25 protein-coding genes are annotated in these 26,546 nt (G+C 68.2%); 6 read left to right on the forward strand and 19 right to left on the reverse strand.

Features of this window, described 5'->3' with window-relative positions; genetic code table 11:
* Positions 1-8 precede the first annotated feature (8 nt).
* From AC1VVG_RS15115 to AC1VVG_RS15135, 5 genes are all read right to left on the reverse strand, one after another.
* Complete coding sequence (locus tag AC1VVG_RS15115; protein WP_034189225.1) at positions 9-533, reverse strand: O-acetyl-ADP-ribose deacetylase; 525 nt, start codon at positions 531-533, stop codon at positions 9-11.
* Between the two features lie 92 nt (positions 534-625).
* Positions 626-1,624, reverse strand: coding sequence for an NAD(P)H-dependent glycerol-3-phosphate dehydrogenase (locus AC1VVG_RS15120; RefSeq protein WP_034189224.1), 999 nt, complete (start codon positions 1,622-1,624; stop codon positions 626-628).
* A gap of 25 nt (positions 1,625-1,649) precedes the next feature.
* Positions 1,650-2,132 carry a protein-export chaperone SecB gene (secB, locus tag AC1VVG_RS15125; protein ID WP_011353285.1) on the reverse strand — a complete coding sequence of 161 codons (483 nt, stop codon included), beginning with the start codon at positions 2,130-2,132 and terminating at the stop codon, positions 1,650-1,652.
* A gap of 107 nt (positions 2,133-2,239) precedes the next feature.
* On the reverse strand, positions 2,240-2,500 hold the full coding sequence (gene grxC, locus AC1VVG_RS15130) for a glutaredoxin 3 (RefSeq protein ID WP_006477722.1): 261 nt from the start codon (positions 2,498-2,500) through the stop codon (positions 2,240-2,242).
* Complete coding sequence (locus AC1VVG_RS15135; RefSeq protein ID WP_034189223.1) at positions 2,497-2,919, reverse strand: rhodanese-like domain-containing protein; 423 nt, start codon at positions 2,917-2,919, stop codon at positions 2,497-2,499. The genes grxC and AC1VVG_RS15135 overlap by 4 nt, the downstream gene beginning before the upstream one ends.
* 136 nt (positions 2,920-3,055) lie before the next feature.
* Between AC1VVG_RS15135 and gpmA the strand changes: the two genes are divergently transcribed.
* From gpmA to AC1VVG_RS15150, 3 genes are all read left to right on the forward strand, one after another.
* The gene (gpmA, locus tag AC1VVG_RS15140; protein ID WP_034189222.1) at positions 3,056-3,802 is read left to right on the forward strand and encodes a 2,3-diphosphoglycerate-dependent phosphoglycerate mutase; all 747 of its coding nucleotides are present in this window, start codon (positions 3,056-3,058) and stop codon (positions 3,800-3,802) included.
* 255 nt (positions 3,803-4,057) lie between these two features.
* Complete coding sequence (locus tag AC1VVG_RS15145) at positions 4,058-5,605, forward strand: S41 family peptidase (RefSeq protein ID WP_482835811.1); 1,548 nt, start codon at positions 4,058-4,060, stop codon at positions 5,603-5,605.
* Between the two features lie 106 nt (positions 5,606-5,711).
* Positions 5,712-6,464 carry a HesA/MoeB/ThiF family protein gene (locus AC1VVG_RS15150; RefSeq protein WP_034189220.1) on the forward strand — a complete coding sequence of 251 codons (753 nt, stop codon included), beginning with the start codon at positions 5,712-5,714 and terminating at the stop codon, positions 6,462-6,464.
* Positions 6,465-6,530: 66 nt separating this feature from the next.
* On the opposite strand, the gene ptsP is transcribed toward AC1VVG_RS15150, so the two are convergent.
* The 7 genes from ptsP to AC1VVG_RS15185 form a co-directional block, all read right to left on the reverse strand.
* Positions 6,531-8,303 carry a phosphoenolpyruvate--protein phosphotransferase gene (gene ptsP / locus AC1VVG_RS15155; protein WP_482835812.1) on the reverse strand — a complete coding sequence of 591 codons (1,773 nt, stop codon included), beginning with the start codon at positions 8,301-8,303 and terminating at the stop codon, positions 6,531-6,533.
* Between the two features lie 201 nt (positions 8,304-8,504).
* Positions 8,505-8,774 (reverse strand): HPr family phosphocarrier protein, encoded by a 270-nt coding sequence (locus AC1VVG_RS15160; protein ID WP_011353292.1) that lies wholly within the window; start codon positions 8,772-8,774, stop codon positions 8,505-8,507.
* A gap of 73 nt (positions 8,775-8,847) precedes the next feature.
* On the reverse strand, positions 8,848-9,318 hold the full coding sequence (locus tag AC1VVG_RS15165) for a PTS sugar transporter subunit IIA (RefSeq protein WP_021163157.1): 471 nt from the start codon (positions 9,316-9,318) through the stop codon (positions 8,848-8,850).
* A gap of 231 nt (positions 9,319-9,549) precedes the next feature.
* Positions 9,550-10,506, reverse strand: a complete 957-nt coding sequence (gene gshB, locus AC1VVG_RS15170; RefSeq protein ID WP_482835813.1) for a glutathione synthase — start codon at positions 10,504-10,506, stop codon at positions 9,550-9,552.
* Positions 10,507-10,533: 27 nt separating this feature from the next.
* Entirely contained in the window at positions 10,534-11,823 is a 1,290-nt protein-coding gene (gshA, locus tag AC1VVG_RS15175; RefSeq protein ID WP_069257657.1) for a glutamate--cysteine ligase, read from the reverse strand.
* Between the two features lie 243 nt (positions 11,824-12,066).
* A complete protein-coding gene (locus AC1VVG_RS15180; protein WP_124608974.1) occupies positions 12,067-13,578 on the reverse strand; it encodes an ammonium transporter in 1,512 nt (503 codons plus the stop codon).
* 37 nt (positions 13,579-13,615) lie between these two features.
* Entirely contained in the window at positions 13,616-13,954 is a 339-nt protein-coding gene (locus AC1VVG_RS15185; RefSeq protein WP_006398175.1) for a P-II family nitrogen regulator, read from the reverse strand.
* A 355-nt stretch (positions 13,955-14,309) separates the two neighbouring features.
* Here AC1VVG_RS15185 and AC1VVG_RS15190 point away from each other — a divergent pair, with 355 nt between their 5' ends.
* Both AC1VVG_RS15190 and AC1VVG_RS15195 read left to right on the forward strand, forming a co-directional pair.
* Positions 14,310-14,561: an accessory factor UbiK family protein gene (locus AC1VVG_RS15190; protein ID WP_006489451.1), complete on the forward strand. Its 252-nt coding sequence runs from the start codon at positions 14,310-14,312 to the stop codon at positions 14,559-14,561.
* Positions 14,562-14,810: 249 nt separating this feature from the next.
* Positions 14,811-16,409, forward strand: coding sequence for a YifB family Mg chelatase-like AAA ATPase (locus tag AC1VVG_RS15195; protein ID WP_034189216.1), 1,599 nt, complete (start codon positions 14,811-14,813; stop codon positions 16,407-16,409).
* A 332-nt stretch (positions 16,410-16,741) separates the two neighbouring features.
* On the opposite strand, the gene AC1VVG_RS15200 is transcribed toward AC1VVG_RS15195, so the two are convergent.
* Complete coding sequence (locus AC1VVG_RS15200; RefSeq protein WP_367189959.1) at positions 16,742-17,314, reverse strand: hypothetical protein; 573 nt, start codon at positions 17,312-17,314, stop codon at positions 16,742-16,744.
* Between the two features lie 162 nt (positions 17,315-17,476).
* On the opposite strand from AC1VVG_RS15200, the gene AC1VVG_RS15205 reads away from it, so the two are divergent.
* Positions 17,477-18,013, forward strand: coding sequence for a peroxiredoxin family protein (locus AC1VVG_RS15205; protein ID WP_034189214.1), 537 nt, complete (start codon positions 17,477-17,479; stop codon positions 18,011-18,013).
* Between the two features lie 97 nt (positions 18,014-18,110).
* Here AC1VVG_RS15205 and AC1VVG_RS15210 read toward each other — a convergent pair whose 3' ends face one another.
* From AC1VVG_RS15210 to AC1VVG_RS15235, 6 genes are all read right to left on the reverse strand, one after another.
* Complete coding sequence (locus tag AC1VVG_RS15210; RefSeq protein ID WP_034189213.1) at positions 18,111-19,466, reverse strand: sigma-54-dependent transcriptional regulator; 1,356 nt, start codon at positions 19,464-19,466, stop codon at positions 18,111-18,113.
* Between the two features lie 89 nt (positions 19,467-19,555).
* A complete protein-coding gene (locus AC1VVG_RS15215) occupies positions 19,556-21,565 on the reverse strand; it encodes a sensor histidine kinase (RefSeq protein ID WP_175029274.1) in 2,010 nt (669 codons plus the stop codon).
* Between the two features lie 4 nt (positions 21,566-21,569).
* A complete protein-coding gene (locus AC1VVG_RS15220; protein WP_034189211.1) occupies positions 21,570-22,859 on the reverse strand; it encodes a dicarboxylate/amino acid:cation symporter in 1,290 nt (429 codons plus the stop codon).
* Positions 22,860-23,218: 359 nt separating this feature from the next.
* Positions 23,219-24,904, reverse strand: coding sequence for a cation acetate symporter (locus AC1VVG_RS15225; protein WP_034189296.1), 1,686 nt, complete (start codon positions 24,902-24,904; stop codon positions 23,219-23,221).
* Positions 24,905-24,915: 11 nt separating this feature from the next.
* Complete coding sequence (locus AC1VVG_RS15230; RefSeq protein WP_014895931.1) at positions 24,916-25,221, reverse strand: DUF485 domain-containing protein; 306 nt, start codon at positions 25,219-25,221, stop codon at positions 24,916-24,918.
* 97 nt (positions 25,222-25,318) lie between these two features.
* Positions 25,319-26,524: a CaiB/BaiF CoA transferase family protein gene (locus AC1VVG_RS15235; protein WP_124608978.1), complete on the reverse strand. Its 1,206-nt coding sequence runs from the start codon at positions 26,522-26,524 to the stop codon at positions 25,319-25,321.
* Positions 26,525-26,546: the final 22 nt, after the last annotated feature.

Consider the following 26,546-nt stretch of genomic DNA (forward strand, 5'->3'; position numbering starts at 1 on the left):
GCGATGCGTCAGGTCCGCGTGAGCCGCACGCGATACAGGTCGTAGATGTCGGGGGAAAAGCACGCGAACACCACGCGTGCGAGGTTCGGCGCCTGCGGCAGCATTTCGGCGACGGTGCCGACCGCGATGCCGACGGCCTCCTCGACCGGATAACGATAGATTCCGCAGCTGATTGCCGGAAACGCGATCGACGTCGCGGCGACCTCCTCGGCCAGCTCGATCGCCCGCCGGTAGCACGACGCGAGCAGGTCGGCCTCGCCGCGCCCGCCGCCGTGCCATACGGGGCCGACCGCATGGATCACGTAGCGCGCCGGCAGCCCGTGGCCGCGCGTGAGCTTTGCGTCGCCCGTGTCGCAGCCGCCGAGCGTGCGGCACTCGGCGAGCAGGCCGGGGCCGGCCGCGCGATGGATGGCGCCGTCGACGCCGCCCCCGCCGAGCAGCGAGCCGTTCGCCGCGTTGACGATCGCGTCGACCTCGAGCGTCGTGATGTCGACGACCCGCGCGTCGAGCGTGGTGGAACCGATCTGCAGCATGACACCCTCCCGGAACGCCGGAGACGGTTCAAGCGTAGTCCGCTTTGGTGCCGCGCGCCCGGCGCAACCGCACCGGGGAGCGCCGGTTCGCGCTACTCCGCGCGCGCGTCGCGCCGCAGCAGGCCGCTGACCGCGTCGCGCGGTGCGATGCCGTCGAACAGCACGCCGCACACGGCCTCGGTAATCGGCATTTCGATCGACTGCGCGCGCGCGAGCGCCAGCACGGCCTGCGCGCAGCGCACGCCTTCGGCCACGTGGCCGAGCGCGCCGAGGATGTCGTTCAGCGTGCGGCCGGCCGCCAGTTGCAGGCCGACCGTACGGTTGCGCGACAGGTCGCCCGTCGCGGTGAGGATCAGGTCGCCGAGGCCCGTGAGGCCCGTGAAGGTTTCCGCGCGGCCGCCGAGCGCGACGCCGAGCCGCGACATTTCGGCGAGGCCGCGCGTGATCAGCGCGGCGCGCGCGTTCAGCCCGAGGCCCAGGCCGTCCGAGATGCCGGTCGCGATCGCCAGCACGTTCTTCACCGCGCCGCCGACCTCGACGCCGACCACGTCGTCGCCCGTGTAGATCCGCATGGCGCCGTGATGGAACGCGGCGAGCGTGCGCTCGCGGCATGCGGCCGACGTGCTCGCCACCGTCAGCGCGACGGGCAGCGACTGGCCGACCTCGCGCGCGAAGCTCGGGCCCGACAGCACGCCGTTGCTCTGCTGTTCGGGCAGCTCGGCCGCGATCACCTGGTGCGGCAACAGATGCGTGTCGGCCTCGAAGCCCTTGCAGACCCAGACGATATGCGCGGGCACGCAGCCTGCGTCGCGCATCGCGCGGCACAGCGTGCGCAGCCCGGCCACGGGCGCGGCGATCACGCACAGCGCGTCGTCCGCGGCGCCGTGCGCGAGCGCGGCGCCGAGATCGGCGTCGTAGCGCAACGCGTCGGGCAGCGCGATGCCGTCCAGATAGCGGGCGTTTTCGTGCCGGGCCTGCAGCCCGGCGATGAGCGCGGCGTCGCGCGCCCACAGAAGCGTATCGTGCCGCGCGGCCAGATGGCCCGCGAGCGCGGTGCCCCAGGCACCGGCGCCGAGAACGGCTACTTTCATACCCAGCACCGGTCTGCGTTCAATGTCAGTTCAGCGTCGTGCCGTTCGGCGCGCCTGCCGCGGCGCCGGCCTGCTGCTGAAGCTGCGCGAGGCGCTGCTCGTACAGCGCCTGGAAGTTGATTTCCGCCAGGTGGATCGGCGGGAAGCCCGCGCGCGTGATCGCATCGGCGATGTTCGAACGCAGGTACGGGAACAGGATCGTCGGGCAAGCGATGCCGACGAGCGGGTCGAGCTGTTCGTCCGGAATGTTGCGGATGTCGAAAATACCGGCCTGCTTCGCTTCGATCAGGAACGCGACCTTGTCCTTCACCTTCGCCGTGACGGTACCGGACACGACGACTTCGAACACGCTTTCCGCGAGACGGTCGGCCTTCACGTCGACTTCGACTTCAACCGACGGCATGTCCTGCTCGAGGAAGATCGCCGGCGAATTCGGCTGCTCGAGCGACATATCCTTCAGGTAGACGCGCTGGATGTTGAAGAACGGTTGGTTTTCGACGTCGGACATGGTGTTTCCCTAAAAGTGGTGACGGGGCGGCCCGGCTTCTCGCCGGCCGCCACGGATGAATCCTGCGCGCCCAAGCCGCGGCGCGGCCGGCGGCCATTCTGCCCTAATCAGGCCGCTTGCAGAAGCGGCACGAGCCCGCCTTCGCGGTCGAGCTTCGACAGATCGTCGTAACCGCCGACGTGCGTGTCGCCGATATAGATCTGCGGCACCGTGCGGCGCCCCGTGCGCGTCATCATTTCCTCGCGGCGGGCCGGATCGCGATCGATCAGCACCTTCTCGATCTGCTCGACCCCGCGCAGCTTCAGCAGGCGCTCGGCCTGCATGCAATACGGACACACCTGCGTGCTGTACATCAAAACCTTGTTCACTTCGCCACTCCTTGTTTGACGACCGGCATCCCGGCCTGCTGCCAGGCGGCCACGCCGCCCTCGAGCACGTGCACCTCGGCGTAACCGGCCGCCTCGACCTCGCGCGCCGCCTTCTGCGACTGCTGGCCGTTCTGGCAGACGAGCAGCACCGGCGTGCTCTTGTTCTTCGCGACTTGCGCAATTTTCGCGCCGATCTCGCCCGCGGCGACCTGGCGCGCCGACGGCAGGTGGCCGGCGGCGAAATCGGACGCGGCGCGCAGGTCGATCACGACCGCGTTGCGACGGTTGATGAGTTGCGTCGCCTCCGCGGCCGACAGGCCGCCACGGCCGCGGCGCAGTGCGGGCCAGGCCAGCAGGCCGCCGGAGACCACCAGGATCGCGATGAGGGCCAGGTTCGTGTAATCAGTAAAGAACGTCACGGAATTCCGCCGGAAAAAGAGAAATCGGATGAGGACAATCCCGCCATTATAAAATAACCGTCTTGCGCGATGGCGGGCCCCGGTCGGGTCCCGTGCGACGCGCCCCGCTTCCCTATCACTACCGACCGCAAGATCCATGTACAAACTCGTTCTCATCCGCCACGGCGAATCGACGTGGAACAAGGAAAACCGCTTCACCGGCTGGGTCGACGTCGACCTGACCGAACAGGGTCGCAACGAGGCCTACCAGGCCGGCGAATTGCTCAAGGAGGCCGGCTACACGTTCGACATCGCGTACACGTCGGTGCTCAAGCGCGCGATCCGCACGCTGTGGCACGTGCAGGACCGGATGGACCTGATGTACCTGCCGGTCGTCCATTCGTGGCGCCTGAACGAGCGCCACTACGGTGCGCTGTCGGGCCTGAACAAGGCGGAAACGGCCGCGAAGTTCGGCGACGAGCAGGTGCTCGTGTGGCGCCGCAGCTATGACACGCCGCCGCCCGCGCTCGAGCCGACCGACGAGCGCGCGCCGTTCAACGACCCGCGCTACGCGAAGGTGCCGCGCGAGCAGCTGCCGCTCACCGAGTGCCTGAAGGACACGGTCGCGCGCGTGCTGCCGCTGTGGAACGAATCGATCGCGCCGGCCGTCCGTGCCGGCAAGCAGGTGCTGATCGCCGCGCACGGCAACTCGCTGCGCGCGCTGATCAAGTACCTCGACGGCATCTCGGACAGCGACATCGTTGGCCTGAACATCCCGAACGGCGTGCCGCTCGTGTATGAACTCGACGAGAACCTGAAGCCGATCCAGCACTATTACCTCGGCGACCAGGACGCGATCGCGCAGGCGCAGGCCGCCGTCGCGAAGCAGGGCAAGGCGGGCTGACGCCCGTCGCGCCGGGCGGGCCGCGTCCGGCGCGGGGTGCCCGGCCGCGGCCCGCACCCCGCGCGAACCTTCTCGGCCCCGCTGCTGTCGAATCCGCTTTCGAACCCGCAGCGCGTCCGGCGGGGCCCAGCCAGGCCGGCTCCGGGCCGTTTGCGGCGCTTTTCGCGCCGTTCCACTGAGTCTTCGGACGAACAGTTATACTTGTCCGCTACATCCCCGCTACCGCCACGCGCTTCCCGACCGCACCAGATCTCTATGCGAATGAAATTGAAGAACATCGGCCTGATTGCCGCGGGCCTCGCCACGGGCGTGTTCGCCACGCTGCAGGTTTCCGCATCGGCCGAGCAGACCGCCACGGCGCCGCTTCCCCTGGACCAGCTCCGCCTGTTCGCGGAAGTCTTCGGCCAGATCAAGCGCGAGTACGTCGAACCGGTCGACGACAAGAAGCTGCTGACGGCGGCGATCAAGGGCATGGTGTCGAGCCTCGACCCGCACTCGTCGTTCCTCGACAAGACCGACTATGACGAGCTGCAAGAGCAGACGAAGGGCCGCTTCGCGGGTCTCGGCATCGAGATCTCGCAGGAAGACGGCCTCGTCAAGGTGATCTCGCCGATCGAGGATACGCCCGCGTTCCGCGCCGGCATCCGTCCGGGCGACCTGATCACGCGCATCAACGACAAGCCGGTGCGCGGCATGACGCTCGACAAGGCCGTCAAGCAGATGCGCGGCGAGCCGGGCACCAAGGTCACGCTGACGATCTTCCGCAAGAGCGACGACCGCACGTTCCCGGTCACGGTCACGCGCGCGATCATCAAGGTCCAGAGCGTGAAGATGAAGATCCTCGATCCGGGCTACGCGTATATCCGCATCACGAGCTTCCAGGAGCGCACGACGCCCGACCTCGCGCAGAAGCTGCAGGACATCGCGCGCCAGCAGCCGAACCTGAAGGGCCTCATCCTCGACCTGCGCAACAACGGCGGCGGCCTGCTGCAGAGCGCGGTCGGCGTGGCCGGCGCGTTCCTGCCGCCCGACTCGGTCGTCGTGTCGACCAACGGCCAGATCCCCGATTCGAAGCAGGTCTACCGCGATACGTACGACAACTATCGCCTGCCGTCCTTCGACGGCGATCCGCTGAAGAACCTGCCGCCGGTCTTCAAGACCGTGCCGATGATCGTGCTGACGAACGCCTATTCGGCATCCGCGTCGGAAATCGTCGCGGGTGCGCTGCAGGATTCGAAGCGCGCGCAGATCATGGGCAAGACGACGTTCGGCAAGGGTTCGGTGCAGACGGTCCGCCCGATGACGGCCGACACCGCGCTGCGCCTGACCACCGCGTACTACTACACGCCGAGCGGCCGTTCGATCCAGAACAAGGGCATCACGCCGGATGTGCCGGTCGATCAGTACGCGGACGGCGATCCCGACGACGTGCTCGTGACGCGCGAGGTCGACTACACGAACCACCTCGCGAACACGCAGGACCCGAACGAGAAGAAGGAACAGGAAGAGCGCGAGCAGCGCCGGATGGATCAGTTGCGCATCCTCGAAGAGCAGAACGACAAGAAGACGCCGGAGCAACGCCAGAAGGATCGCGATCGCAAGCCGATCGAGTTCGGCAGCGCCGACGACTTCATGATGCAGCAGGCGCTCAACAAGCTCGAGGGCAAGCCGGTCCAGGAATCGAAGTCGCTGCTCGCCGAGAGCACGAAGAGCCCGACCGGCAAGGCTGCCGCCGTATCGAAGGCATCGGGCGCCAGCGCAAAGCCGGCGTCCGCACCGAAGCCCGCGTCGGCGCCGAAGTAAGCGCCGGCCGGCATCCGACGGGCCATCGCGGGAAGACCGCGATGGCCCGTTTTTCATGCGCGCCTAAAATAACGAAACGTCCGCCCGCCTCGCCCCACGACTCCCCATGAACGACGATCAACTCCTGCGCTACTCCCGACACATCCTCGTCGACGAAATCGGCATCGACGCGCAGCAGCGCTTTCTCGACGCGCATGCGATCGTCGTCGGCGCGGGCGGCCTCGGCTCGCCCGCCGCGATGTACCTCGCGGCATCGGGTGTCGGCACGATCACGCTCGTCGACGCCGATACGGTCGACCTCACGAACCTGCAGCGGCAGATCCTGCACGTGACGGCATCGGTCGGCCGCAGCAAGGTCGAATCGGGGCGCGACGCACTCGCGCAGCTGAACCCCGAGGTGAAGGTGAACGCGGTCGCGGCACGCGTCGACGATGCGTGGCTCGACACGCACGTCCCGCGGGCGACCGTCGTGCTCGACTGCACCGACAACTTCGCGACGCGCCACGCGATCAACCGCGCGTGCGTCGCGCACGGCGTGCCGCTCGTGTCGGGCGCCGCACTGCGTTTCGACGGCCAGATCAGCACGTTCGACTTCCGCGATCCGGCCGCGCCCTGCTATGCGTGCGTGTTCCCGGAAGACCAGCCGTTCGAGGAAGTCGCGTGCGCGACGATGGGCGTGTTCGCACCGACGGTCGGGATCATCGGCGCGATGCAGGCGGCCGAAGCGCTGCGCGTGATCGGCGGCATCGGCAAGACGCTCAACGGGCGGCTGATGATGCTCGATTCGCTGCGAATGGAGTGGACGACGATGAAAATCGCGCGCCAGGCCGACTGCCCCGTGTGCGGGGGCCGGCACTGACGCGCGACGGGCAGGCGCCGAGCGGCGCCTGCGCGACACGGCGACAGCGAGCGGCGACCTGGCCGCCTAGGCGGCCGCATCCGCCCGCGGCTCGGCGACCGACAACCGCTGCAACGCCGCCTGCACCTCTTCCGGCTCGAACGCCGCGAGCACGTCGGCCGTCGGCTTCTCGAGCGCCTTCAGATGCGCGCGCAGGATCTCCTGCTTCACGACGAGCAGCTGGCTCGGGTGCATCGAGAACTCGGTGAGCCCCATCCCGAGCAACAGGCGCGTGAGCGCCGGATCGCCCGCCATCTCCCCGCACACCGACACCGACACGCCCGCGCGCTTCGCTTCGCGCAGCGTATAGGCGATCAGGTGCAGCACGGCCGGATGCAGCGGGTCGTACAGGTGCGCGACCGCGTTGTCGGCGCGGTCGATCGCGAGCGTGTACTGGATCAGGTCGTTCGTGCCGATCGACAGGAAATCGAACCGCTTCAGGAACAGCGGCAGCGCGATCGCCGCGGCCGGAATCTCGATCATCGCGCCGATGCGCACGTTCCGGTCGTACGCGAGCCCCGCACCGTCGAGCTGGCGCTTCGCCTCGCGGATCAGGTCGAGCGTCTGGTCGATTTCCTGCGCGTGCGCGAGCATCGGGATCAGGATCTTCACCTGGCCGAACGCGGACGCGCGCAGGATCGCCCGCAGCTGCGTGAGGAACATCTGCGGCTCGGACAGGCTCCAGCGGATCGCGCGCAGGCCGAGCGCCGGGTTCGGCGCGGTTTCGTAGCCTTCGTCGAGCGCCTCGAGCGGCTTGTCCGCGCCGACGTCGATCGTGCGGATCGTCACCGGCATGCCCTTCATCCACTCGACGGCGCGCTTGTACGCGGCGAACTGCTCCTCCTCTTCCGGCATCTCCTTCTGATGCATGAACAGGAACTCGGAGCGGAACAGGCCGACGCCGACCGCACCGGCCTCGACGGCCGCCTTCGCGTCGTCGGGCAGCTCGATGTTCGCGTACAGCTCGATCTTGGTGCCGCACAACGTTTGCGTCGGCGAGAACTTCAGCCGCTGCAGCTTGCGCTGCTCCAGCTGCTTCTCGGACTGGCGGTACGAATATTCCTCGAGGACGATCGGCGCGGGATCGACGATCACGATGCCCTGGTCGCCGTCGACGATGATCAGGTCGTCCTGGCGGATCAGCGCGCTCGCGTGCTGCACGCCGACCGCGGCCGGAATGCCGAGACTGCGCGCGACGATCGCCGTGTGCGACGTGCGCCCGCCGAGATCGGTGACGAACGCCTGGAACGACTGCGTCTTGAACTGCATCATGTCGGCCGGCGCGATGTCGTGCGCGACGACGATCATCTCGTTCGTGCCGTTCCTGGCCGCGCGGTCGAGCGCCTGCGACGCGGACGGCGCACCGGCCAAGGCCTTCAGCACGCGCTCGACCACCTGCTCGATGTCGGCCTTGCGCTCGCGCAGGTATTCGTCCTCGATGTCGTCGAAGTGGCGCGTGAGCAGCTCGAGCTGCTCGGTCAGCGCCCATTCGACGTTGTAGCGGCGCGTGCGGATCAGGTCGATGGTTTCCTGCACGAGCATCTCGTCGCTCAGGATCATCGTGTGGACGTCGATGAATGCGCCGACTTCGCTCGGGGTGTCGTCGGTCAAGTCGGCGCGCAGCGCCTCGAGTTCGTGATGCACGACGTCGAGCGCCGTGCGGAATCGCTCGACCTCGGCGTCGATCTGGGGTGCCTCGACCAGGTAATGGGCGACGTCGAGCGCCGCCGGCGCGATCAGATACGCTCGCCCGATCGCGATACCACGTGAGACGGGAATGCCATGCAGCGTGAAGGACACGCGCACCTCCTCTGTACAAGTAAAGCCGCGGCACACTGCTGCGATGCGCTTATGACCCCGGTTAGCGATTATAAATTCCGCGCCCCCCCGCTGACTGCATGCACCGCAGCATTGCGCATTCCGCATCAATGCTGCCGACGAAAAAAATGCCGCGAAATCCGCGGCATTCTGACTGGAAACGGCAACGATCGCGCGTGGCGATCACTGGCCTTCGCCGAACTTGTCGGCGATCAGCTTCAGCAGCGCGTCCATCGCTTCCTGCTCGTCGGACCCTTCGGTCTCGATCGTCACGGTGCTGCCGATCCCCGCCGCCAGCATCATCACGCCCATGATGCTCTTCGCATTGATCTTGCGCCCGTTGCGCGTCATCCAGACTTCCGACTGGAAGTTGCCGGCCAGTTGCGTGAGCTTGGCCGATGCGCGCGCATGGAGCCCCAATTTATTGACGATGGTGGTTTCTTGTTGAAGCATGATTCTCGGTCGGGTCGGTCGAGGCCGCCGGCGGCGCACGCCGGCGGTGTGGTCTAAAACGGAAAACGGGAAATCAGTGCGACTCGGTGCGCGGCTGCGGTTCCGGCGGAATCGGCGCGCATTGGCCGCAGCCGGTTTCCGTCGGCGGCGGCGGTGTGCCGGCCGACACCTCGTGGACGCCCTTCGCGCCGCCGGACAGCGCCTTGTCGACGAGCTTGTCGAGCGGCACGGTACGGTAGCAGACGGCCCGCACGAGCATCGGCAGGTTCACGCCCGCCAGCACGCGCACGTTGTCGAGCTTCGCGAGCTGGCCGGCGATGTTCGCCGGCGTCGCGCCGTACATGTCGGTCAGCACGACCACGCCGTTGTCTTCCCGGAGCCGCGCGAGTTCCGCATGCGCGAACGCCATCACCTGGGCCGGGTCGCTGTCCGCCATCACGTCGATACAGCCGATGCGGGCAGGCACGCCGCCATAGATGTGCGCGATGCAGTCCCGCAGCGCGGTGGCGAGCGGAGCGTGCGCGATGATCAGGATCCCGGCCATGTCAGATCGCTCCCGGCCGCCCCTGGCGGGCCGACGCCCCGCGGCGGGGCAATGAGCGTAGCGAGTGTGGGAAACGTTTCATGTTCAGCCTTGCAACAGTATCGGCCCGACCGCCGGGCCTTCGGTGCGCCGAAAACGGCACCTGGCAAGCGGGCATTGTAGCAGGCCGGTCAAGCTGCTCCGGCGACGGGGGGCCTGCGCGGCCGCCGCCGGGGTTGCGCGGAAAGCGGCCTACGCGGCCGCACGCTCCAGCGCGTCGATGAACATCGCGGCGACGTCGAAGCCCGTTTGCTCCATGATCTCGCGGAAGCACGTCGGACTCGTGACGTTCACCTCGGTCAGCCAGTTGCCGATCGCATCGAGGCCGACCAGCAGCAGCCCGCGCGACGCGAGCACGGGCCCGAGCGTGGCCGCGATCTCGCGATCGCGGGCCGTCAGCGGCTGCGCGACGCCGAGCCCGCCCGCGGCGAGATTGCCGCGCACCTCGCTGCCCTGCGGAATCCGCGCGAGCGAATACGGCACGGGCTCGCCGGCGATCAACAGGATGCGCTTGTCGCCCGCCTTGATCTCCGGAATGAACTTCTGGATCATCAGCGAGCGCGTGCCGTCATGGCCGAGCATCTCGATGATCGCGCCGAGATTCATCCCGTCGGCCTTCACGCGGAACACGCCCATCCCGCCCATCCCGTCGAGCGGCTTCACGATCACGTCGCCATGCTCGGCGTGGAATGCACGCAAGCGCGCCGCGTCGCGCGTGACGAGCGTCGGCGCGACGAACTGCGGAAACTCGCCGATCGCCAGCTTCTCCGAGTGATCGCGGATCGACTGCGGCTTGTTGAACACGCGTGCGCCCGCGCGTTCGGCCAGCTCCAGCATCCAGGTGGCCGTCACGTACTCCATGTCGAACGGCGGATCCTTGCGCATCAGCACCGCGCCGAACGACGTCAGTTGACGCGACTCGTGCGCGGCCGCCTCGTACCACGGACGGCGATGCAGGTCGGTCGTGTCGCCGACGATCGTCACGCGCTGCACGTCCGCCTCGACGCCCGAGCCCGTCCACGCGAGCTGGTGCGGCTGGCACGTGTACACCGCATGCCCGCGCCGGGCGGCCTCCGCCATCATCGCGTAGGTCGAATCCTTGTAGATCTTGAAATGCTCGAGCGGGTCGGCGATAAAAAGAATGTCCATGCGGGTCCTGTACGTAGCGAAGGTCCGTTACACCTGGATGGCTTCGGGATCGGTCTTTTCCAGTTCGATCGACGACGCGATCAGCGACAGCCGCGCGACGACGCCGTACATGTAGAAACGGTTCGGCGGCGCGGCGCCGGGCTTCGCGCCGGCATCCGGCAGCGCGGTGTGCTCGAAGCCGAGCGGCACGTAGTGCATGCCGGGCGCGTTCAGGTTCTGGTCGCGCTCGCGGCCGCCGTGCGTGCGGTAGAAGCCGCCGACCACGTAGCGGTCGATCATGTACACGACGGGCTCGGCCACTTCGTCGCCGACCCGCTCGAACGTATAGACGCCTTCCTGCACGATCACGTCGCGCACCGCGAGGCCGGCCTTCGACTCGGCCATCTGCGCGCGCTCCGCCTTCGACATCCGGCCGATCTCGGCCGCGTCGTGCACGGTCATCACGCCGCGCCCCGCCGTGCCAGCGTCGGCCTTCACGACGACGTACGGCTTCTCGCTGATCCCGTATTCGCGATACTTGCGCGCGATCTTCTTCAGCACGCCGTCGATCGCGTCGGCGAGCGCCTGCTCGCCTTCATGCGCCTGCCAGTCGACGCCTTCCACGTGCGCGAAATACGGATTCACCATCCACGGATCGACGCCGACCATCTTCGCGAACTTCTTCGCGACGTCGTCGTAGCACGCGAAGTGCGTCGACTTGCGGCGCACGGCCCAGCCCGCGTGCAGCGGCGGCAGCAGGTATTGCTCGTGCAGGTTTTCCAGCACGGCCGGGATGCCGGCCGACAGGTCGTTGTTCAGCAGGATCGAGCACGGATCGAAATTCTTCAGGCCAAGGCGGCGCTGCGAACGCTCGAGCGGCTCGAGCACGATCTTCTGGCCGTCGGCCAGCGTGATCGGCGTCATGTCGGTGATGCTCGGGTCGAGCGAGCCGAAGCGCACGTTCAGGCCGGCCTGACGCATGATCGTCGCGAGGCGCGCGACGTTTTCGAGGTAGAACGCGTTGCGGGTCGGCAGCTCGGGGATCACGAGCAGGTTCTTCGCGTCCGGGCAGATCTTCTCGATCGCGGCCATCGCGGCCTGCACGGCCAGCGGCAGCACTTCGGACGGCAGGTTGTTGAACGCGCCGGGAAACAGGTTCGCGTCGACGGGCGCCAGCTTGAAGCCGGCATTGCGCAGGTCCACCGAACAATAGAACGGCGGGGTGTGTTCCTGCCATTCGAGCCTGAACCAGCGTTCGATCGCAGGCGTCGCGTCGAGGATCTTCTGCTCGAGTTCGAGCAGCGGACCGTTCAACGCGGTAACGAGGTGGGGAACCATGAATCACTCGCGAGCGGGAGAATGAAGATTGTAGAGCAATTGCCTTGCCCATTTGGGGATTGTTCCCGGCTTCACAAGGATAAGGAGGAAGTTTTCGGCTATTGACCCGATAGAGTGAAGGGTTATCCGCTACGGCAGTGAGTGGCAGGAGAAAAAAAGCCCGCCGGGTAGGCGGGCCGAAGTCGCTGCGCTCATTCGGAGCGGGCGCCGTCGTCGCGGCGGCCCGCTGTTGATTCGTGAGACTTATTCCACGTGCTCGCCGTGCAGGATCACGTCGAGACCTTCGCGCTCTTCCTCTTCGGTCACGCGCAGGCCCATCGTCAGGTCGATCAGCTTCAGCAGCACGAAGCTCAGCACGCCGCTGTAGACCAGCGTGATCAGCACGCCCTTCGCCTGCAGCAGCAGGCTGCCGTCGGCGCCGCCGATGTCCTTGACCGCGAACACACCCGTCAGCAGCGCGCCGAGAATCCCGCCGATGCCGTGCACGCCGAACGCGTCGAGCGAATCGTCGTAGCCGAGCTTCGACTTGAGCCAGGTCGCCGACCAGAAGCAGACGACGCCGGCGGCGATACCGATCACCAGTGCGCCCGCCACGCCGACGAAACCGGCGGCCGGCGTGATCGCCACGAGACCCGCGACCGCGCCCGACACGATGCCGAGCACCGACGGCTTGCCCTTTGCGATCCACTCGGCAAACATCCAGCCGAGCGCCGCGCAGGCGGTTGCCACTTGCGTGGTCAGCATCGCGAAGCCGGCACGGCCGTCGGCCGCGACCGCGGAACCCGCGTTGAAGCCGAACCAGCCGACCCACAGCATCGAGCCGCCGATCATCGTCAGCACGAGGTTGTGCGGCGCCATCGATTCGCGACCATAGCCGACACGCTTGCCGAGCACGAGGCACGACACCAGGCCCGCGATACCGGCGTTGATGTGCACCACCGTGCCGCCCGCGAAGTCGAGCACGCCGTCGGCCGACAGCCAGCCGGTCGGCTCCCACACCATGTGCGCGATCGGCACGTAGACGATCAGCGACCAGAGCGTCATGAACACGAGCATCGCCGAGAACTTCATGCGATCGGCGAACGCGCCGCAGATCAGCGCCGGCGTGATGATCGCGAACGTCATCTGGTAGACGAAGTAGACCGATTCCGGAATCGTCGTCGCGAGATGGCTGACGGTCAGCGTCGTCGCCTTGTCGCCCTTGATGTAGTTCATGCCGTGCAGGAACGCGCGCGACAGGCCGCCGATGAAGCCGTTGCCCGGCGTGAACGCGAGGCTGTAGCCGACCACCGTCCACAGCACCGTGATCACCGCGGTGATCGCGAAGCTCTGCATCACGGTCGCGAGCACGTTCTTCTTGCGGACCATGCCCGCGTAGAACAGCGCGAGGCCCGGGATCGTCATGAACAGCACGAGCGCGGTGGAGGTCAGCATCCACGCGGTGTCGCCCGCGCTGATCTTCGACGAATCGACCGAGAACGGGGCGGTCGGCGCAGCCGGTGCGGCCGGCGCGGACGCGGCGGCGGCGGCCGATGCGTCGGCGGCGCCCGAAGCCGGTGTGGCGGCAGCGGCGGTGGCGGATGCGTCGGCGGCCGGCGCGGAAGCGGCCGGCGCGGCGGCGGCCGATGCGTCGGAAGCCGTGGCGGCGGGCGCGGATGCGGCCGCGGCGGACGCCGCGTCGTCGGCAAGCGCGGAGCCGACGCCGGCCGCCATCAGCGAACCGGCCATCAGCAGGGACATCAGAAGTTTGCGCATCTTGGGTTTCCTCTTGTCGCTTGTCTTGTCTGTTCTGTTACAGCGCGTCGGCGCCGGTCTCCCCGGTGCGAATCCGGATCACTTGCTCGATCGGCGTGACGAAAATCTTGCCGTCGCCGATTTTCCCGGTGCGCGCGGCCCGCTCGATCGCTTCCACCGCCTGGTCGACGAGATCGTCGGACACGGCCGCCTCGATCTTCATCTTCGGCAGGAAATCGACCACGTATTCGGCGCCGCGATACAGCTCGGTATGCCCCTTCTGGCGGCCGAACCCTTTTACCTCCGTCACCGTGATGCCCGAGACGCCAAGCGCCGACAGCGCCTCGCGCGTCTCATCGAGCTTGAACGGCTTGATGATTGCGGTAATGAGTTTCATGAAGTCCTCTCGCTGAGTTGTCCCGTCGAATTGGTTGGAATGTTGTAACGGACTCTCCTCAGCAACTCGCATGCCATGTTGATCCGAGCACCGTCTCGAAGGGCTCGGGAACGGGGTCGCATCCCCCGATGTAAGGCGCCGAAGCCCGGCCGAATGGCCAACGCGGGCCGGTTTGCTGGCGCGGCGAAAGGAACGTTGCTAGAGTGCACGCACGTCCCGGATTACCGGGCCATTCACCCATGCCGGCGCCATGCCCGGAATTCGCGCCCCCGGCGCACCATTTCCGGTCATGCGTGCATCATGGGCACGTACGCAACTGAAGATGCACAATTTTTGTGCAAGGAAGGGGAATCACATGAAGCAACCCAGCGACGTTTTCAACGATCTGCAGTCGCGCGTCAGCGACCTGCTGAAAAACTCGCCGGCCAAGGACGTCGAGCGCAACGTGAAGGCCATGCTGTCGCAAGGCTTCTCGAAGCTCGATCTCGTCACGCGCGAGGAATTCGACACGCAGGCCCAGGTGCTCGCCCGCACCCGCGTGCGCCTCGAGGAACTCGAAAAGCGCGTCGCGGAACTCGAGCAGAAGCTCGCCGCACCGCAGGCCTGACGCCGCACCCGGCCGCAAGGTCCGGGCGCGGGCCGCCTCGCGCGGCCCGCGCCCGCCACCGCCGAGCCTCCGTTTTCGTCGTAGTTCGTCGTCCGTCGTTCTCCGCAGCACCCCGCTCTTCGCAGTTCGTCGTTTCGCAGCCCCTCGTTCTTTCCCCGCGCCACGCCGGCACGCGCGCACCGATTTCTCCGATTCCCGCGGCATGCGGCCCCGAACGGCCGTCGTCCGCCTGCTTACAGGAGCCTCGCCATGTCGCTCGCCGTGGTGCGCAGTCGCGCGCCCGCCTCCGGCCGCGCGCCGGACGTTACCGTCGAAGTCCATCTCGCCAACGGGCTGCCGTCGTTCTCGATCGTCGGCCTGCCCGATCTCGAAGTCCGCGAGAGCCGCGAGCGCGTGCGCGCCGCGCTGCAGAACTGCGGCTTCGAATTTCCCGTGCGCCGCATCACCGTGAATCTCGCGCCGGCCGACCTGCCCAAGGAGTCGGGCCGGTTCGACCTGCCGATCGCGCTCGGCATCCTCGCCGCGAACGGCCAGATCCCGGCCGACGCGCTGGCCGGCCGCGAATTCGCCGGCGAACTGTCGCTGACGGGCGCGCTGCGGCCGATGCGCGGCGCGTTCGCGATGGCGTGCGGTGCCGCGCGGGACTGGCGGGCGGGCGAAACCGGATCGGAACCGGGCTCGGGCCCGGACGCCGTCGCGACGCCGGGCTCCGCGGCGGCCTCACGCGCGCCGGAGTTGTACCTGCCGTTCGACAGCGCGGCCGAGGCCGCGCTCGTGCCGGGCGTGACCGTGTTCGGCGCGCGCGACCTGCCCGCGCTGTGCGCGCACCTCGCCGATGCGCCGGACGGGCGGCTCACGCCGGTCGCGGCGCCCTGCCTCGACGGCCTGCCGGCGCCGGCCGCGCCCGACCTCGCGGATGTGGTCGGCCAGCGCGGGGCGCGGCGTGCGCTCGAAGTCGCCGCCGCGGGCGGCCATCACATGCTGATGGTCGGGCCGCCGGGGGCCGGCAAGTCGATGCTGGCCGCGCGGCTGGCCGGCCTGCTGCCGCCGCTGACCGACGACGAGGCGCTGACGTCGGCCGCGCTGCTTTCCGCGAGCCGCCTCGGCTTCTCGCCCGCGCAGTGGCGCCGGCGGCCGTTCCGTTCGCCACATCACTCGTCGAGCGCCGCCGCGCTGGTCGGCGGCCGCAATCCGCCACAGCCGGGCGAAATCACGCTCGCGCATCTCGGCGTGCTGTTTCTCGACGAGCTGCCGGAATTCGACCGGCACGTGCTCGAAATGCTGCGCGAGCCGCTCGAAGCCGGCCGCATCACGATTTCGCGCGCGGCCCAGCAGGCCGACTTCCCGGCCGCGTGCCAGTTGATCGCCGCGATGAATCCGTGCCCGTGCGGCTGGCACGGCGATCCGTCCGGGCGCTGCCGCTGCTCGCCGGACGTCGCCGCGCGCTACCTGCGCAAGCTGTCGGGGCCGCTGCTCGATCGCATCGACATCCAGATCGACCTGCCCGCGCTGTCGCCGGCCGAGCTCGCGTCGCGCACGACGGCGCCCGGCGAGCCGAGCGCGGCGGTAGCCGCGCGCGTCGCGCAGGCGCGGGCGCTGCAGCTCGACCGGCAGGGCAAGACGAATCACATGCTGAGCGGCCGCGAGACCGACGACCTGTGCCGGCCGACCGACGAAGGCGAGCGGCTGTTGCGCGAGGCCGGCGAGCGCTTCGGCTGGTCGGCGCGCGCGTATTTCCGCGTGCTGAAAGTGGCGCGGACGATCGCCGACCTGGCCGGCGACCCGCTGCCGACGGCCGCGCAGATCGCCGAGGCGATCCGCTACCGGCGCGCGCTCACGGCGCTCTAAGCGCCCTCTTAGGACAAAATCCGGCTGTCAAGACTTGACTTATGCACAATTTAGCGAATCCGGCCCCGGATCGCGGCTCGCCGGGGCCGTTGCGTGACGGAATCCGTATCCCTTTGTTTTCATTGATCTTTCCCAAACGGCACGTGCACGACCAAATGAGCCGGAAGGCCGTCCGGTGAGGCTCGGCGGGAAATCCGGGTTACTTTTCAACAAAGTTATCCACATGCACTGTGGATAGTCGAAAAAACCTCGCAAAATCCGGTCACTAGCGTCGAAAGCTGCGAATGAACTTTCAGTTGTCACGGTGTGTCGGCGCCGCTCGCGGGCCGCGATCAATCGAGTTTGAACGAGCCGAAAAACTGGTCGAGCTGCTCCTGCGCGAGCGGCCGGTCGGCGATCACGACGGCCTGGTACGCGTGCCGGCCGCGCGCGGCGAGCCGGGCGACGATCGTCTTGCGCGCGCGATCCCCGCCGGCGGCGGCCCCCGCGATACGCAGCTCGATCCCGTCCACCGCGCCGCCGGCCGCGAGCGGCACCGGCACCGATGCCGTCCGCGGCGCGCCTTCGAGGTTGCGCGACAGCCCGGCGCGCAGGAAGTCGAGCGCCGCGCGGCGCGTGTCGTCACGGTCGTCCGGCAACGTCAGCGTGCCGACCGCGAACACCGCGCCGTCGACGTGCGCGGCCTGCATCCGCATCGGCATCGACGTGCCGCCGATCGCCACCGGCTGCTCCTCGACGGTCGGCTTCGCCGGCAGGTCGATCGTATAGCCGGCATCGTTGTGCAGCGTGCGCCAGTCGAACGATGGGGAGCACGCGGCCAGCGCGGCGCTGATGCATGCGAGCGCGGCGAAGTGTCGCAGCGGGCGAAAAAGGGGGCGCAACGAATCGATGACTTCCTTCGGCATGGCGTGGATCGGGGACAGGCAAAACCGGCATTATCCGCCGAACCTGACAACCGGAATGCGTGGTGGCCGCCGGTGCGCGCGCCGCATTCGCGCTAAAATGGGCGCCGAATTTCGACGTCCTTTGCATCGACCCGCGTCATCGACCGACTCCGAGAGCACCTGATGAACACCACGCCTCCCGCCCGCCGCAGTGCCGGCCCCGTCCGCTACCTCGTCGCGGCCGCCGTCGTCGCGGCCATCGCCGTCGCCGGTTTCTTCGCGTTCAACGGCAAGTCCAGCGTGCCGGACGCGACGTTCACGCTGCTGTCGGGCCAGAAGGTCTCGACCGCCGGCGACCTGAAGGGCAAGGTCTATCTGGTGAACTTCTGGGCGACGAGCTGCGCGACTTGCATGCAGGAAATGCCGCAGATGGTCGATACCTACAACCGTTTCAAGGGTCAGGGTCTGGAATTCGTCGCGGTCGCGATGAACTACGATCCGCCGATGTACGTCGCGAACTACGCGCAGACGCGCCAGCTGCCGTTCAAGGTCGCGCTCGACGACGGCAGCGTCGCGAAGCAGTTCGGCAACGTGCAGCTCACGCCGACGACCTTCGTCGTCGACAAGGACGGCAAGATCCTCAAGCGCTACGTCGGCGCGCCGCAGTTCGCGGAGCTCGACGCGCTGCTCAAGAAGGCGCTCGACGGCAACGCGGCCTGAGCGCCGCAAGATCCGGCTCGACGGGCCGCGCGCAGCGCCCTTCCCGCCTACACGGACCGTACGGCCGGGCAACCCGGTTCTGCGGTCCGTTTGCTTTTCAGCGCTCGGTTTCGCCTTTCGCCGACAGCCCGTAGCGCTTCATCTTCTCGTACAGCGTCGCCTTGCCGACGTGCAGCCGGTCGGCCGTCGCGGCGACCGCGCCGCCCGTCTGGTTCAGCGCCTCGGCGATCACCGCGCGCTCGAACTGCTCGATGCGCTCCTTCAGCGTCTGGTCGTTGTCCGCGCCGTCGCCGCCCGCGCCCGTTTCCTGCGGCATGTCGGCCACGCCGAGCACGAACCGGTCGGCCGCGTTGCGCAGCTCGCGCACGTTGCCGGGCCAGTCGCGCTGCATCAGGCTCGCGCGCTGGCGGTCGGTCAGCACCGGCGCGGGCCGCCCGTAGCGCACGGCCGCGTCGAGCATGAAGTGCTCGAACAGCGGCACGATGTCCTCGCGGCGCTCGGCGAGCGGCGGCAGCGCGATCGTCACGACGTTGAGCCGGTACAGCAGGTCGCGCCGGAACGTGCCGGCCGCGACGAGCTCGCTCATGTCGCCCTTCGCGGCCGCGACGACGCGGCAATTCACGCGGATCGGCTGGTTCGAGCCGAGCCGCTCCAGCACGCCGTCCTGCAGCACGCGCAGCAGCTTCACCTGCAGCGCGAGCGGCATGCTTTCGATTTCGTCGAGAAACAGCGTGCCGCCGGACGCATATTCGAGCTTGCCGACGCGGCGCTTCGCAGCGCCCGTGAAGGCGCCGGGCTCGTAGCCGAACATCTCCGATTCGAACATCGGCTCGGGCAGCGCGCCGCAATTCACCGCGATGAAGGGCTTGTCGCGGCGCGGCGACAGCTCGTGCAGGCTGCGCGCGATCAGCTCCTTGCCGGCGCCGGTGTCGCCGTTGATCAGCACCGACGCGTCGGTCGGCGCGACGTTCGCGATCAGCTTGCGCACCTGCTCGATCGCGGGGCTGCGGCCGATGATGCGCGGCGCGACGACGTCCTTACCGGCCAGCTCGCGCCGCAGCGCGTGATTCTCGAGCACGAGCTCGCGTCGCTCGAGCGCGCGGCGCACCGTCTCGATCAGGCGCTCGGCCGCGAACGGTTTTTCGATGAAGTCGTACGCGCCGTCGCGCATCGCCTGCACGGCCATCGAGATGTCGCCGTGCCCGGTGACGAGGATCACCGGCACGTCGGGCACGCGCTCGCGGCACTGCGCGAGCACGTCGAGCCCGCTCGCGCCGGGCAGCCGGATGTCGCTGACGATCGCGCCGGCGGTGTCCGCGACGATCGCCTTCTCGGCCGCTTCGGCCGACTCGAAGCCGGCGACGTCGAAGCCCGCCAGCTGGAGGCTCTGCACGCTCGCCCGGCGAACGAGCGCATCGTCTTCGATATAGATCACTTGCAGCCGGTTGGCCATCGTACTCACTTGCTCCTGACAGGCCGCGCGGCTGTGTCGCGCGCGGCTGCGTTGATGCCGGTCGTGCGCCGACCGGGCCTGCGACGGGTCTAGTGCGAACCCGCCGGCTCGGACACGGAGTCCGGATGATGCGTGCGTGCGCGCCGCAGCGTCAAGACGAACAGCGCGCCGCCCGACGGCGCGTTGCGCGCGGTCAGCGCACCGCCCGCGTCGCTCGCGATCGACGACGAGATCGCGAGGCCGAGACCGAGCCCGCGCCCCATTTCCTTCGTCGTGAAGAACGGTTCGAACAGGCGCGGCAGCAGGTCAGGCGCGATGCCGGAGCCGTTGTCGCGCACTTCGACCGCGAGCGTCGCGGCCGACACCGCGATCGTCACCTCGATCGCCGGCGCCGCGACGCCGGCCACCGCGTCGAGCGCATTGCCGAGCAGGTTGATCAGCACCTGTTCGAGGCGCAAATCCTCGCAGCGCGCGACGAGCGCCGGATAGTCGCGCGCCAGGTCGAGCGGTTCATCGTGCGCGGGCGACACGGTCGCGTCCTGCAGCGTCAGCGTGAGCGCGACGCCGCTCAGGCGCTCGCCCAGCAGCGACAGCACGCTGCGCAGTGCGCGCACGACGAGCGCCTGTTCGTTGCGCGGCTTCGCCCGGCCGACGAACAGCTTCAGCTGGTTCGTGATCTTGCCCATTCGCTCGGTGAGCGCCGCGATCGCCTCGAGGTTCTCGCGCGCGGCCGCCTGCTCGCCGCGATCGAGCAGCACGCGCGTGTTGTCCGAGAAGCTGCGCAGCGCCGCGAGCGGCTGGTTCAGTTCGTGCGTGATGCCGGCCGCCATCTGGCCGAGCGCGGCGAGCTTGCTCGCCTGGATCAGTTCGTCGTGCGCGGCGCGCAGCTCCTGCTCCGCGCGGATCCGGTCGCCGACTTCCTTCTGCAACTGCGCGTTCGCTTCCGACAGGTCGGCCGTACGCTCCTCGACGCGCCGGTTCAGCTCCGCGTACGCCTGCTGCAGCAGCGCGCGGCCGCGGATCATTTCGCGCACGCGCGCGCGGCGCATCCGCCAGTAGAACGCGAGCAGCGCCACCGACACGAAGCCGAAGCCCGTGACGATCGTCGCGTTGCGCGCATCGGTGTCGACGGGCGCGATCGGCGCGAGCGTGACGAGCAGCCAGTCGGGCTCGCCGATCCGGCGCTTGCTGGCAAGGAAACGCGGCGCGCGCCGGCCGGGGCCGAGGCGCACGATCTCCGCATCGGCGCCGAGCGTCTGCTCGATGCGCAGCGGCAGCGGCGTGACCGGTTGCTGCGCGTACTGGCGCGTCTCGTAGATCGACGCGGCCACGGGGCCCGTGAGCGGGCGCAGCGTGTGGTACTTCCACGCGGGCACCGACGACAGGAACACGACGCCGTGATCGTCCGCGACGACGAGCGGCTCGGACGCATCGGCGCCCTGGAACCATTCGAGATTGAGCTTCACGACGACGACGCCCGCGATCCTGCCGTCGCGCCACACGGGCTGCGAGATGTAGTAACCGGGGTCGCGCGAGATCGTGCCGATGCCGAAGAAGCGGCCGACCTGGCCGTTCATCGCGTCGACGAAATACGGGCGGAAGCGGTATTCGATCCCGACGAAGCTGTCGGGCGCGCGCCAGTTGCTGGCCGCGACGCACAGGCCGTCCGCGCCGATCACGTAGGTGACGGTCGCGTGCGCGTGTTCGTTGAGATCTTCGAGATAACGGTTGACGCGCGCGGTGTAGTCGCCGCGCTTCGGCTCGGCGAGCAGGTCCTGCACGTACGGATGGCTGCCCAGCAGGTAGGGCAGCGACTCGTAGCGGTCGAGCGTGCTCTTGAGCGCGTTGGTGGTGCGATCGACGCGCACCGCGGCATTGCGCTGCAGCTCGGCGACGCCGCGCTGCCAGGTGACCGTCCAGGTCAGCGCGCACGCCGCGACGAGCGCGGCGGCAAGCACGGCGAGGATGAGCAGGCGGCGCGTCACGGTCGAGGCTTCCTGGCGATGCGGATCGCCTATTGTGTCATAGGCCTCCGCATCCACGGGTCGAGCGCCGCGCCCCGCGCCGCCGGCGGCGGGCGCCGCCGCCTGCTCCTTCATGACGTCAGACGCCGGCCGTCTCGGTCGGCGTGACCTCCCCGCCGCCCTTCAGCGCCTGGCGCAGCTTGTTGCGGTCGAGCTCCTTCTCCCACGCGGACACGACGATCGTCGCGACGCCGTTGCCGACGATGTTGGTCAGCGCGCGGCATTCGCTCATGAAGCGGTCGATGCCGAGGATCAGCACCATGCCCGACAGCGGGATCGTCGGCACGACGGCCAGCGTCGCGGCGAGCGTGATGAAGCCCGCGCCCGTCACGCCGCTCGCGCCCTTCGACGTCAGCATCGCGACGGCCAGCAGCGTGAGCTGCTGCATCCACGTCAGTTCGATGTTGGTCGCCTGCGCGATGAACAGCACGGCCATCGTCATGTAGATGTTGGTGCCGTCGAGGTTGAACGAATAGCCGGTCGGCACGACGAGGCCGACGACCGAACGCGAGCAGCCCGCCTTCTCGAGCTTTTCCATCAGCTGCGGCAGCGCGGCTTCCGACGAGCTGGTGCCGAGCACGATCAGCAGCTCTTCCTTGATGTAGGACACGAAGCGGATGATCGAGAAGCCCGTGAAGCGGGCGATCGCGCCGAGCACGACGAGCACGAACACGACCGACGTCAGGTAGAACGTGCCGATCAGCTTGAGCAGCGGCACCAGCGAGCCGACGCCGTACTTGCCGATCGTGAACGCCATCGCGCCGAACGCGCCGATCGGGGCCAGCTTCGTGACGATGTGCACGATGCCGAACAGCACGCGCGTGAGCCCGTCGATGAAGTCGGTCACGACCTTGCCGCGCTCGCCGAGGTGCGCGAGCACGCTGCCGAACAGCAGCGCGATCAGCAGGATCTGCAGGATTTCGCCCTGCGCGAACGCATCGACCATCGTGTTCGGGATGATGTGCATCAGGAAGTCGACCGTCGACTGCCCGTGCGCCTTCGCCGCGTACGACGCGACAGCCTTGCCGTCGAGCGTCGCCGGGTCGATGTTGAAGCCGACGCCCGGACGCAGCAGGTGCGTGGCCGCGAGGCCCAGCAGCAGCGCGAAGGTCGACACGATCTCGAAGTACAGCAGCGCCTTGCCGCCGACGCGGCCCACCTTCTTCATGTCCTCCATGCCGGCAATGCCGGTGACGACCGTACAGAAGATGATCGGACCGATCACCATCTTGATCAGCTTGATGAAGCCGTCGCCGAGCGGCTTCATGTCGGTGGCGAGCGCCGGGTAATAGTGGCCGAGGATCACGCCGACGATGATGGCGAAGATCACTTGCACATAGAGCACTTTGTAGAAGGGTTTCTTCTTCACGATGGTTCCTGCTGAAGTAGATGAGCCGGTGGATACGGCGTCACGCGCGCAGGCGAATGTCTCAGGGGAAAGGCCACTCGCCCGCGCGGCTGCCGTGCCGCAACAAGCGATGCCTCAGGACATCCGGAGGGGGAGGAAGGCGTCGGTCATCGTTGTCTCCTTGCTTGCTGTAGTAGTTCGGCCGGGGGGAATGGCCGTGCGTTTTATATCGCAAGGTCGATGCCAGGTTTCCGGAACCCCTCAAACCGTTGTTTTCATTGTATTTCCCATAATGCGGCAGGCAAGGAAATCCGGGATTCCGGATTTCCGGAAAATATCCGTCCGGCGATCCGGACGGATTCCCTCATTCTTCAGACGAATCAGTGCTGCACGGCGCGGCCGGCCAGCAGACCCGTCTGCGCATAGAACTCCTGCCGCGCGAACGCGTCGCGCTCGCGCCGGGCGCGCTCGCCGCGATCCGCGAGCGAGCCGACGACGATCCCGACGAACGCGAGCGGCACCGACACGAGCGCCGGGTTGTCGAGGAACACCGGCGCGTGCGCGTGATGCAGCACGTCGACCCACACCGATTTCGACAGCACCGTGAGCACCACCGCCGACGCGAGGCCGAGGCCGCCGCCGAGCACCGCGCCGCGCGTCGTCATCCCGCGCCAGAAGATCGACATCGCGAGCACCGGGAAATTCGCGCTCGCGGCCACCGCCGCGACGAGCCCGACCATGAACGCGACGTTCACGTGCTCGAACAGGATCGACAACCCGATCGCGACGGCCGACAGCACGATCGTCGACGCGCGCGAGATGCGCATCTCCAGCCGCTCGTCGGGCTTGCCGCGCGCCCACATCTGCGCATACAGGTCGTGCGAGATCGTCGTCGCGCCGGCGAGCGTCAGGCCCGCGACCACCGCGAGGATCGTCGCGAACGTGACGGCGGCGATGAATCCGTAGAACCAGTTCCCGCCGACCGCCTGCGCGAGCTTCACCGCGACCATGTTCGAGCCGCCGAGCAGGTCGTGCGTCAGGTTGAACGTGCCGTTCGCGCCGAGCCTGAAGAACTCCGGATGCTGCGCGAGCAGCACGATCGCCGAGAAGCCGATCACGAAGGTCAGCAGGTAGAAGTAGCCGATGAAGCCGGTCGCGTAGAGCACCGACTTGCGCGCCTCCTTCGCGTTCGGCACCGTGAAGAAGCGCATCAGGATGTGCGGGAAGCCGGCCGTGCCGAACATCAGCGCGATGCCGAGCGACAGCGCGTTGGCCGGGTCGCGGATCAGCTTGCCCGGCCCCATGATCGACAGCGCACCTGGATGCACGGCCACCGCGCGGCGGAACATCTCGTCGACGCTGAAGCCGAATTCGCCGAGCGCGAGCAACGCCAGCAGCGTCGCGCCGCACAGCAGCAGCACGGCCTTGATCACCTGCACCCAGGTGGTCGCCGTCATGCCGCCGAAGAACACGTAGACGACCATCAGCACGCCGACGATCAGCTCGGCCGTGCCGTACGACAGCCCGAACAGCAGCTGGATCAGCTTGCCCGCGCCGACCATCTGCACGACGAGGTACAGCACGACGATCGTCAGCGCGTTCGCGGACGTCAGCAGCCGGATCGGCCGCTGCGCGAAGCGGTACGCGACGACATCGACGAACGTGAACTTGCCGAGGTTGCGCAAGGGCTCGGCGATCAGGAACATCACGAACGGCCAGCCGACCAGGAAGCCGATCGAGTAGATCAGCCCGTCGAAGCCGAACATGAACACCATGCCGGACAGCCCGAGGAACGACGCGGCCGACATGTAGTCGCCGGCGATCGCGAGCCCGTTCTGCAGCCCGGTGATGCCGCCGCCGGCCGTGTAGAAGTCACGCGTCGAGCGCGTGCGCCGCGCGGCCCAGCGCGTGAGCGCGAGCGTCGCGAACACGAACGCGAAGAACATCCCGATCGCGACCGGGTTCAGTTCGACCTTGTCGGGCATCGGGCCCGCGACGGATACCGCTTGCGCGGTGGAGGAAACGAGAACGGCCAGCGCGCCGAGCGCGCTCGAAGTGCGTCGCATGTCGGCCTCCGTCACGAACGCTGCAGGATCGCGTCGACGCGGCGGTCGAACGCACGGTTCGCGCGCAGCACGTAGCACGCGGTCAGGCCGATCGCGACCAGGATGATCGCGACGCCCGCGGCGATGCCGACCGTCGTCGTCGCACCGCGGTACAGCGGCGCCGCGAGCACGTGCGGCGCGAGCGCGACGAGCAGGATGAAGCCGTAGTAGGTCGCGATCATCAGCGCCGTCAGCGTGAAGCTGAAGCGGCGCCGTGCGCGCACGAGCTGCTGGTAGTCGCGGCGCGCCGTGACCGATTCGATGACGGAAAGCTCCATGGTGTCTCCAATGTCCTCTCGTCGATGTGCGAGAAGTGTCTTGTGGATGGCCGGCGCGCCAATCGATCCGCCCGCGCCGTGGCGGCACATCGATGCGTTACACGACGCGATCCGCGCGCAGCCGCGCGACCTCGTCGGCCGACATCCCGAGCCAGCCGCCGAGCACCGCATCCGTATCGGCACCCAGTACCGGCGGCGCACCGCGCACCGGCAGCCGCGCGCCGTCGAAGCGGTACGGCGGCGCCAGCACGTCGACGCCGCCCGCGACCGGATGCGGCTGCCGCGTGACGAGCCCGGCGCGGGTCGCGCGTTCGGACGTCAGTGCCTCGTGCAACCCGAGCACTTCGCCACATGGAATACCGGCATCGGCGAGCGCGGCGAGCAGTGTCGCGCGCGAGCGTCGAGCGAGTTCGCGGCGAATCTCCGGCAGCAGGTCGGCGCGGTTTTCCGAACGGCCGAGGTTGGTCCCGTAACGCGCGTCGGCCGCGAGATCGGGGCGCTCGATCGCGTCGCAGAAGCGTGCGAACTGCGTGTTGTTGCCGACCGTGATCACGAGCGGGCCGTCGGCCGCGTCGAACACGCCGTACGGCACGATCGACGGATGCGCATTGCCGTAGCGCGGCGGGTCCTCGCCCATCAACAGCGCGTCGAGCCCGTAGTACGCGGTGATCATCAACCCGCAGTCGAACAGCGCCATCTCGATGCGCCGCCCGCGCCCGGTCGCATGGCGTTCGTAGAGCGCGGCGAGGATCGCCTGCGCCGAGTACATGCCGGTGAACAGGTCGACCGCCGCGACGCCGAACTTCAGCGGCGGCTGGCCGGCCTCGCCGTTCAGCGCCATCAGCCCGGCCTCGCCCTGCACGACGAGGTCGTAGCCCGGCCGCGCGGCCTCGGCGCCCGACCGGTCGTAGCCGGAGATCGCGCAATGCACGAGGCGCGGATTCAGTTCGGCCAGCGCGTCGTAGCCGAGGCCGAGCTTCTCCGCGCCGCCGAACTTGAAGTTGTGGATCACCACGTCGGCCTGCGCGGCCAGGTCGCGCGCGATGCGCTGGCCCGCTTCCGTCTGCAGGTCGAGGCAGATCGAGCGCTTGCTGCGGTTCACGCTGTTGAAATACGTGGTTTCGGTGTCGCCGATCCGCAGCCCCCAGTCGCGCGTGTCGTCGCCGCGCACCGGATGCTCGACCTTGATCACTTCCGCACCGAAATCGGCGAGCACCATCGCGCACCACGGGCCGGCCAGCACGCGCGAGAAATCGAGCACCTTCACGCCGGCCAGCGGCAGCGCGCGCGGGTCGTTCGTCATTCTTGTCTCCTCCATTCGCGTG

Source organism: Burkholderia sp. L-4, from assembly GCF_056856535.1.

Excerpts from the sequence above, each read along its gene's own strand:
- secB (WP_011353285.1), bottom strand. The coding sequence starts at position 2,132 with ATGTCCGACGTCGAAAACCAACCGTTCTTCAACATCCAGCGCGTCTAC.
- AC1VVG_RS15165 (WP_021163157.1), bottom strand. The coding sequence starts at position 9,318 with ATGGCCGGGATCCTGATCATCGCGCACGCTCCGCTCGCCACCGCGCTG.
- AC1VVG_RS15180 (WP_124608974.1), bottom strand. The coding sequence starts at position 13,578 with ATGCGCAAACTTCTGATGTCCCTGCTGATGGCCGGTTCGCTGATGGCG.
- AC1VVG_RS15185 (WP_006398175.1), bottom strand. The coding sequence starts at position 13,954 with ATGAAACTCATTACCGCAATCATCAAGCCGTTCAAGCTCGATGAGACG.
- AC1VVG_RS15145 (WP_482835811.1), top strand. The coding sequence starts at position 4,058 with ATGCGAATGAAATTGAAGAACATCGGCCTGATTGCCGCGGGCCTCGCC.
- AC1VVG_RS15205 (WP_034189214.1), top strand. The coding sequence starts at position 17,477 with ATGAACACCACGCCTCCCGCCCGCCGCAGTGCCGGCCCCGTCCGCTAC.
- AC1VVG_RS15115 (WP_034189225.1), bottom strand. The coding sequence starts at position 533 with ATGCTGCAGATCGGTTCCACCACGCTCGACGCGCGGGTCGTCGACATC.
- AC1VVG_RS15215 (WP_175029274.1), bottom strand. The coding sequence starts at position 21,565 with ATGAAGGAGCAGGCGGCGGCGCCCGCCGCCGGCGGCGCGGGGCGCGGC.
- AC1VVG_RS15225 (WP_034189296.1), bottom strand. The coding sequence starts at position 24,904 with ATGCGACGCACTTCGAGCGCGCTCGGCGCGCTGGCCGTTCTCGTTTCC.
- AC1VVG_RS15190 (WP_006489451.1), top strand. The coding sequence starts at position 14,310 with ATGAAGCAACCCAGCGACGTTTTCAACGATCTGCAGTCGCGCGTCAGC.
- AC1VVG_RS15200 (WP_367189959.1), bottom strand. The coding sequence starts at position 17,314 with ATGCCGAAGGAAGTCATCGATTCGTTGCGCCCCCTTTTTCGCCCGCTG.
- AC1VVG_RS15230 (WP_014895931.1), bottom strand. The coding sequence starts at position 25,221 with ATGGAGCTTTCCGTCATCGAATCGGTCACGGCGCGCCGCGACTACCAG.
- gpmA (WP_034189222.1), top strand. The coding sequence starts at position 3,056 with ATGTACAAACTCGTTCTCATCCGCCACGGCGAATCGACGTGGAACAAG.
- AC1VVG_RS15150 (WP_034189220.1), top strand. The coding sequence starts at position 5,712 with ATGAACGACGATCAACTCCTGCGCTACTCCCGACACATCCTCGTCGAC.
- AC1VVG_RS15195 (WP_034189216.1), top strand. The coding sequence starts at position 14,811 with ATGTCGCTCGCCGTGGTGCGCAGTCGCGCGCCCGCCTCCGGCCGCGCG.
- gshA (WP_069257657.1), bottom strand. The coding sequence starts at position 11,823 with ATGGTTCCCCACCTCGTTACCGCGTTGAACGGTCCGCTGCTCGAACTC.
- AC1VVG_RS15160 (WP_011353292.1), bottom strand. The coding sequence starts at position 8,774 with ATGCTTCAACAAGAAACCACCATCGTCAATAAATTGGGGCTCCATGCG.
- AC1VVG_RS15235 (WP_124608978.1), bottom strand. The coding sequence starts at position 26,524 with ATGACGAACGACCCGCGCGCGCTGCCGCTGGCCGGCGTGAAGGTGCTC.
- AC1VVG_RS15210 (WP_034189213.1), bottom strand. The coding sequence starts at position 19,466 with ATGGCCAACCGGCTGCAAGTGATCTATATCGAAGACGATGCGCTCGTT.
- AC1VVG_RS15120 (WP_034189224.1), bottom strand. The coding sequence starts at position 1,624 with ATGAAAGTAGCCGTTCTCGGCGCCGGTGCCTGGGGCACCGCGCTCGCG.
- gshB (WP_482835813.1), bottom strand. The coding sequence starts at position 10,506 with ATGGACATTCTTTTTATCGCCGACCCGCTCGAGCATTTCAAGATCTAC.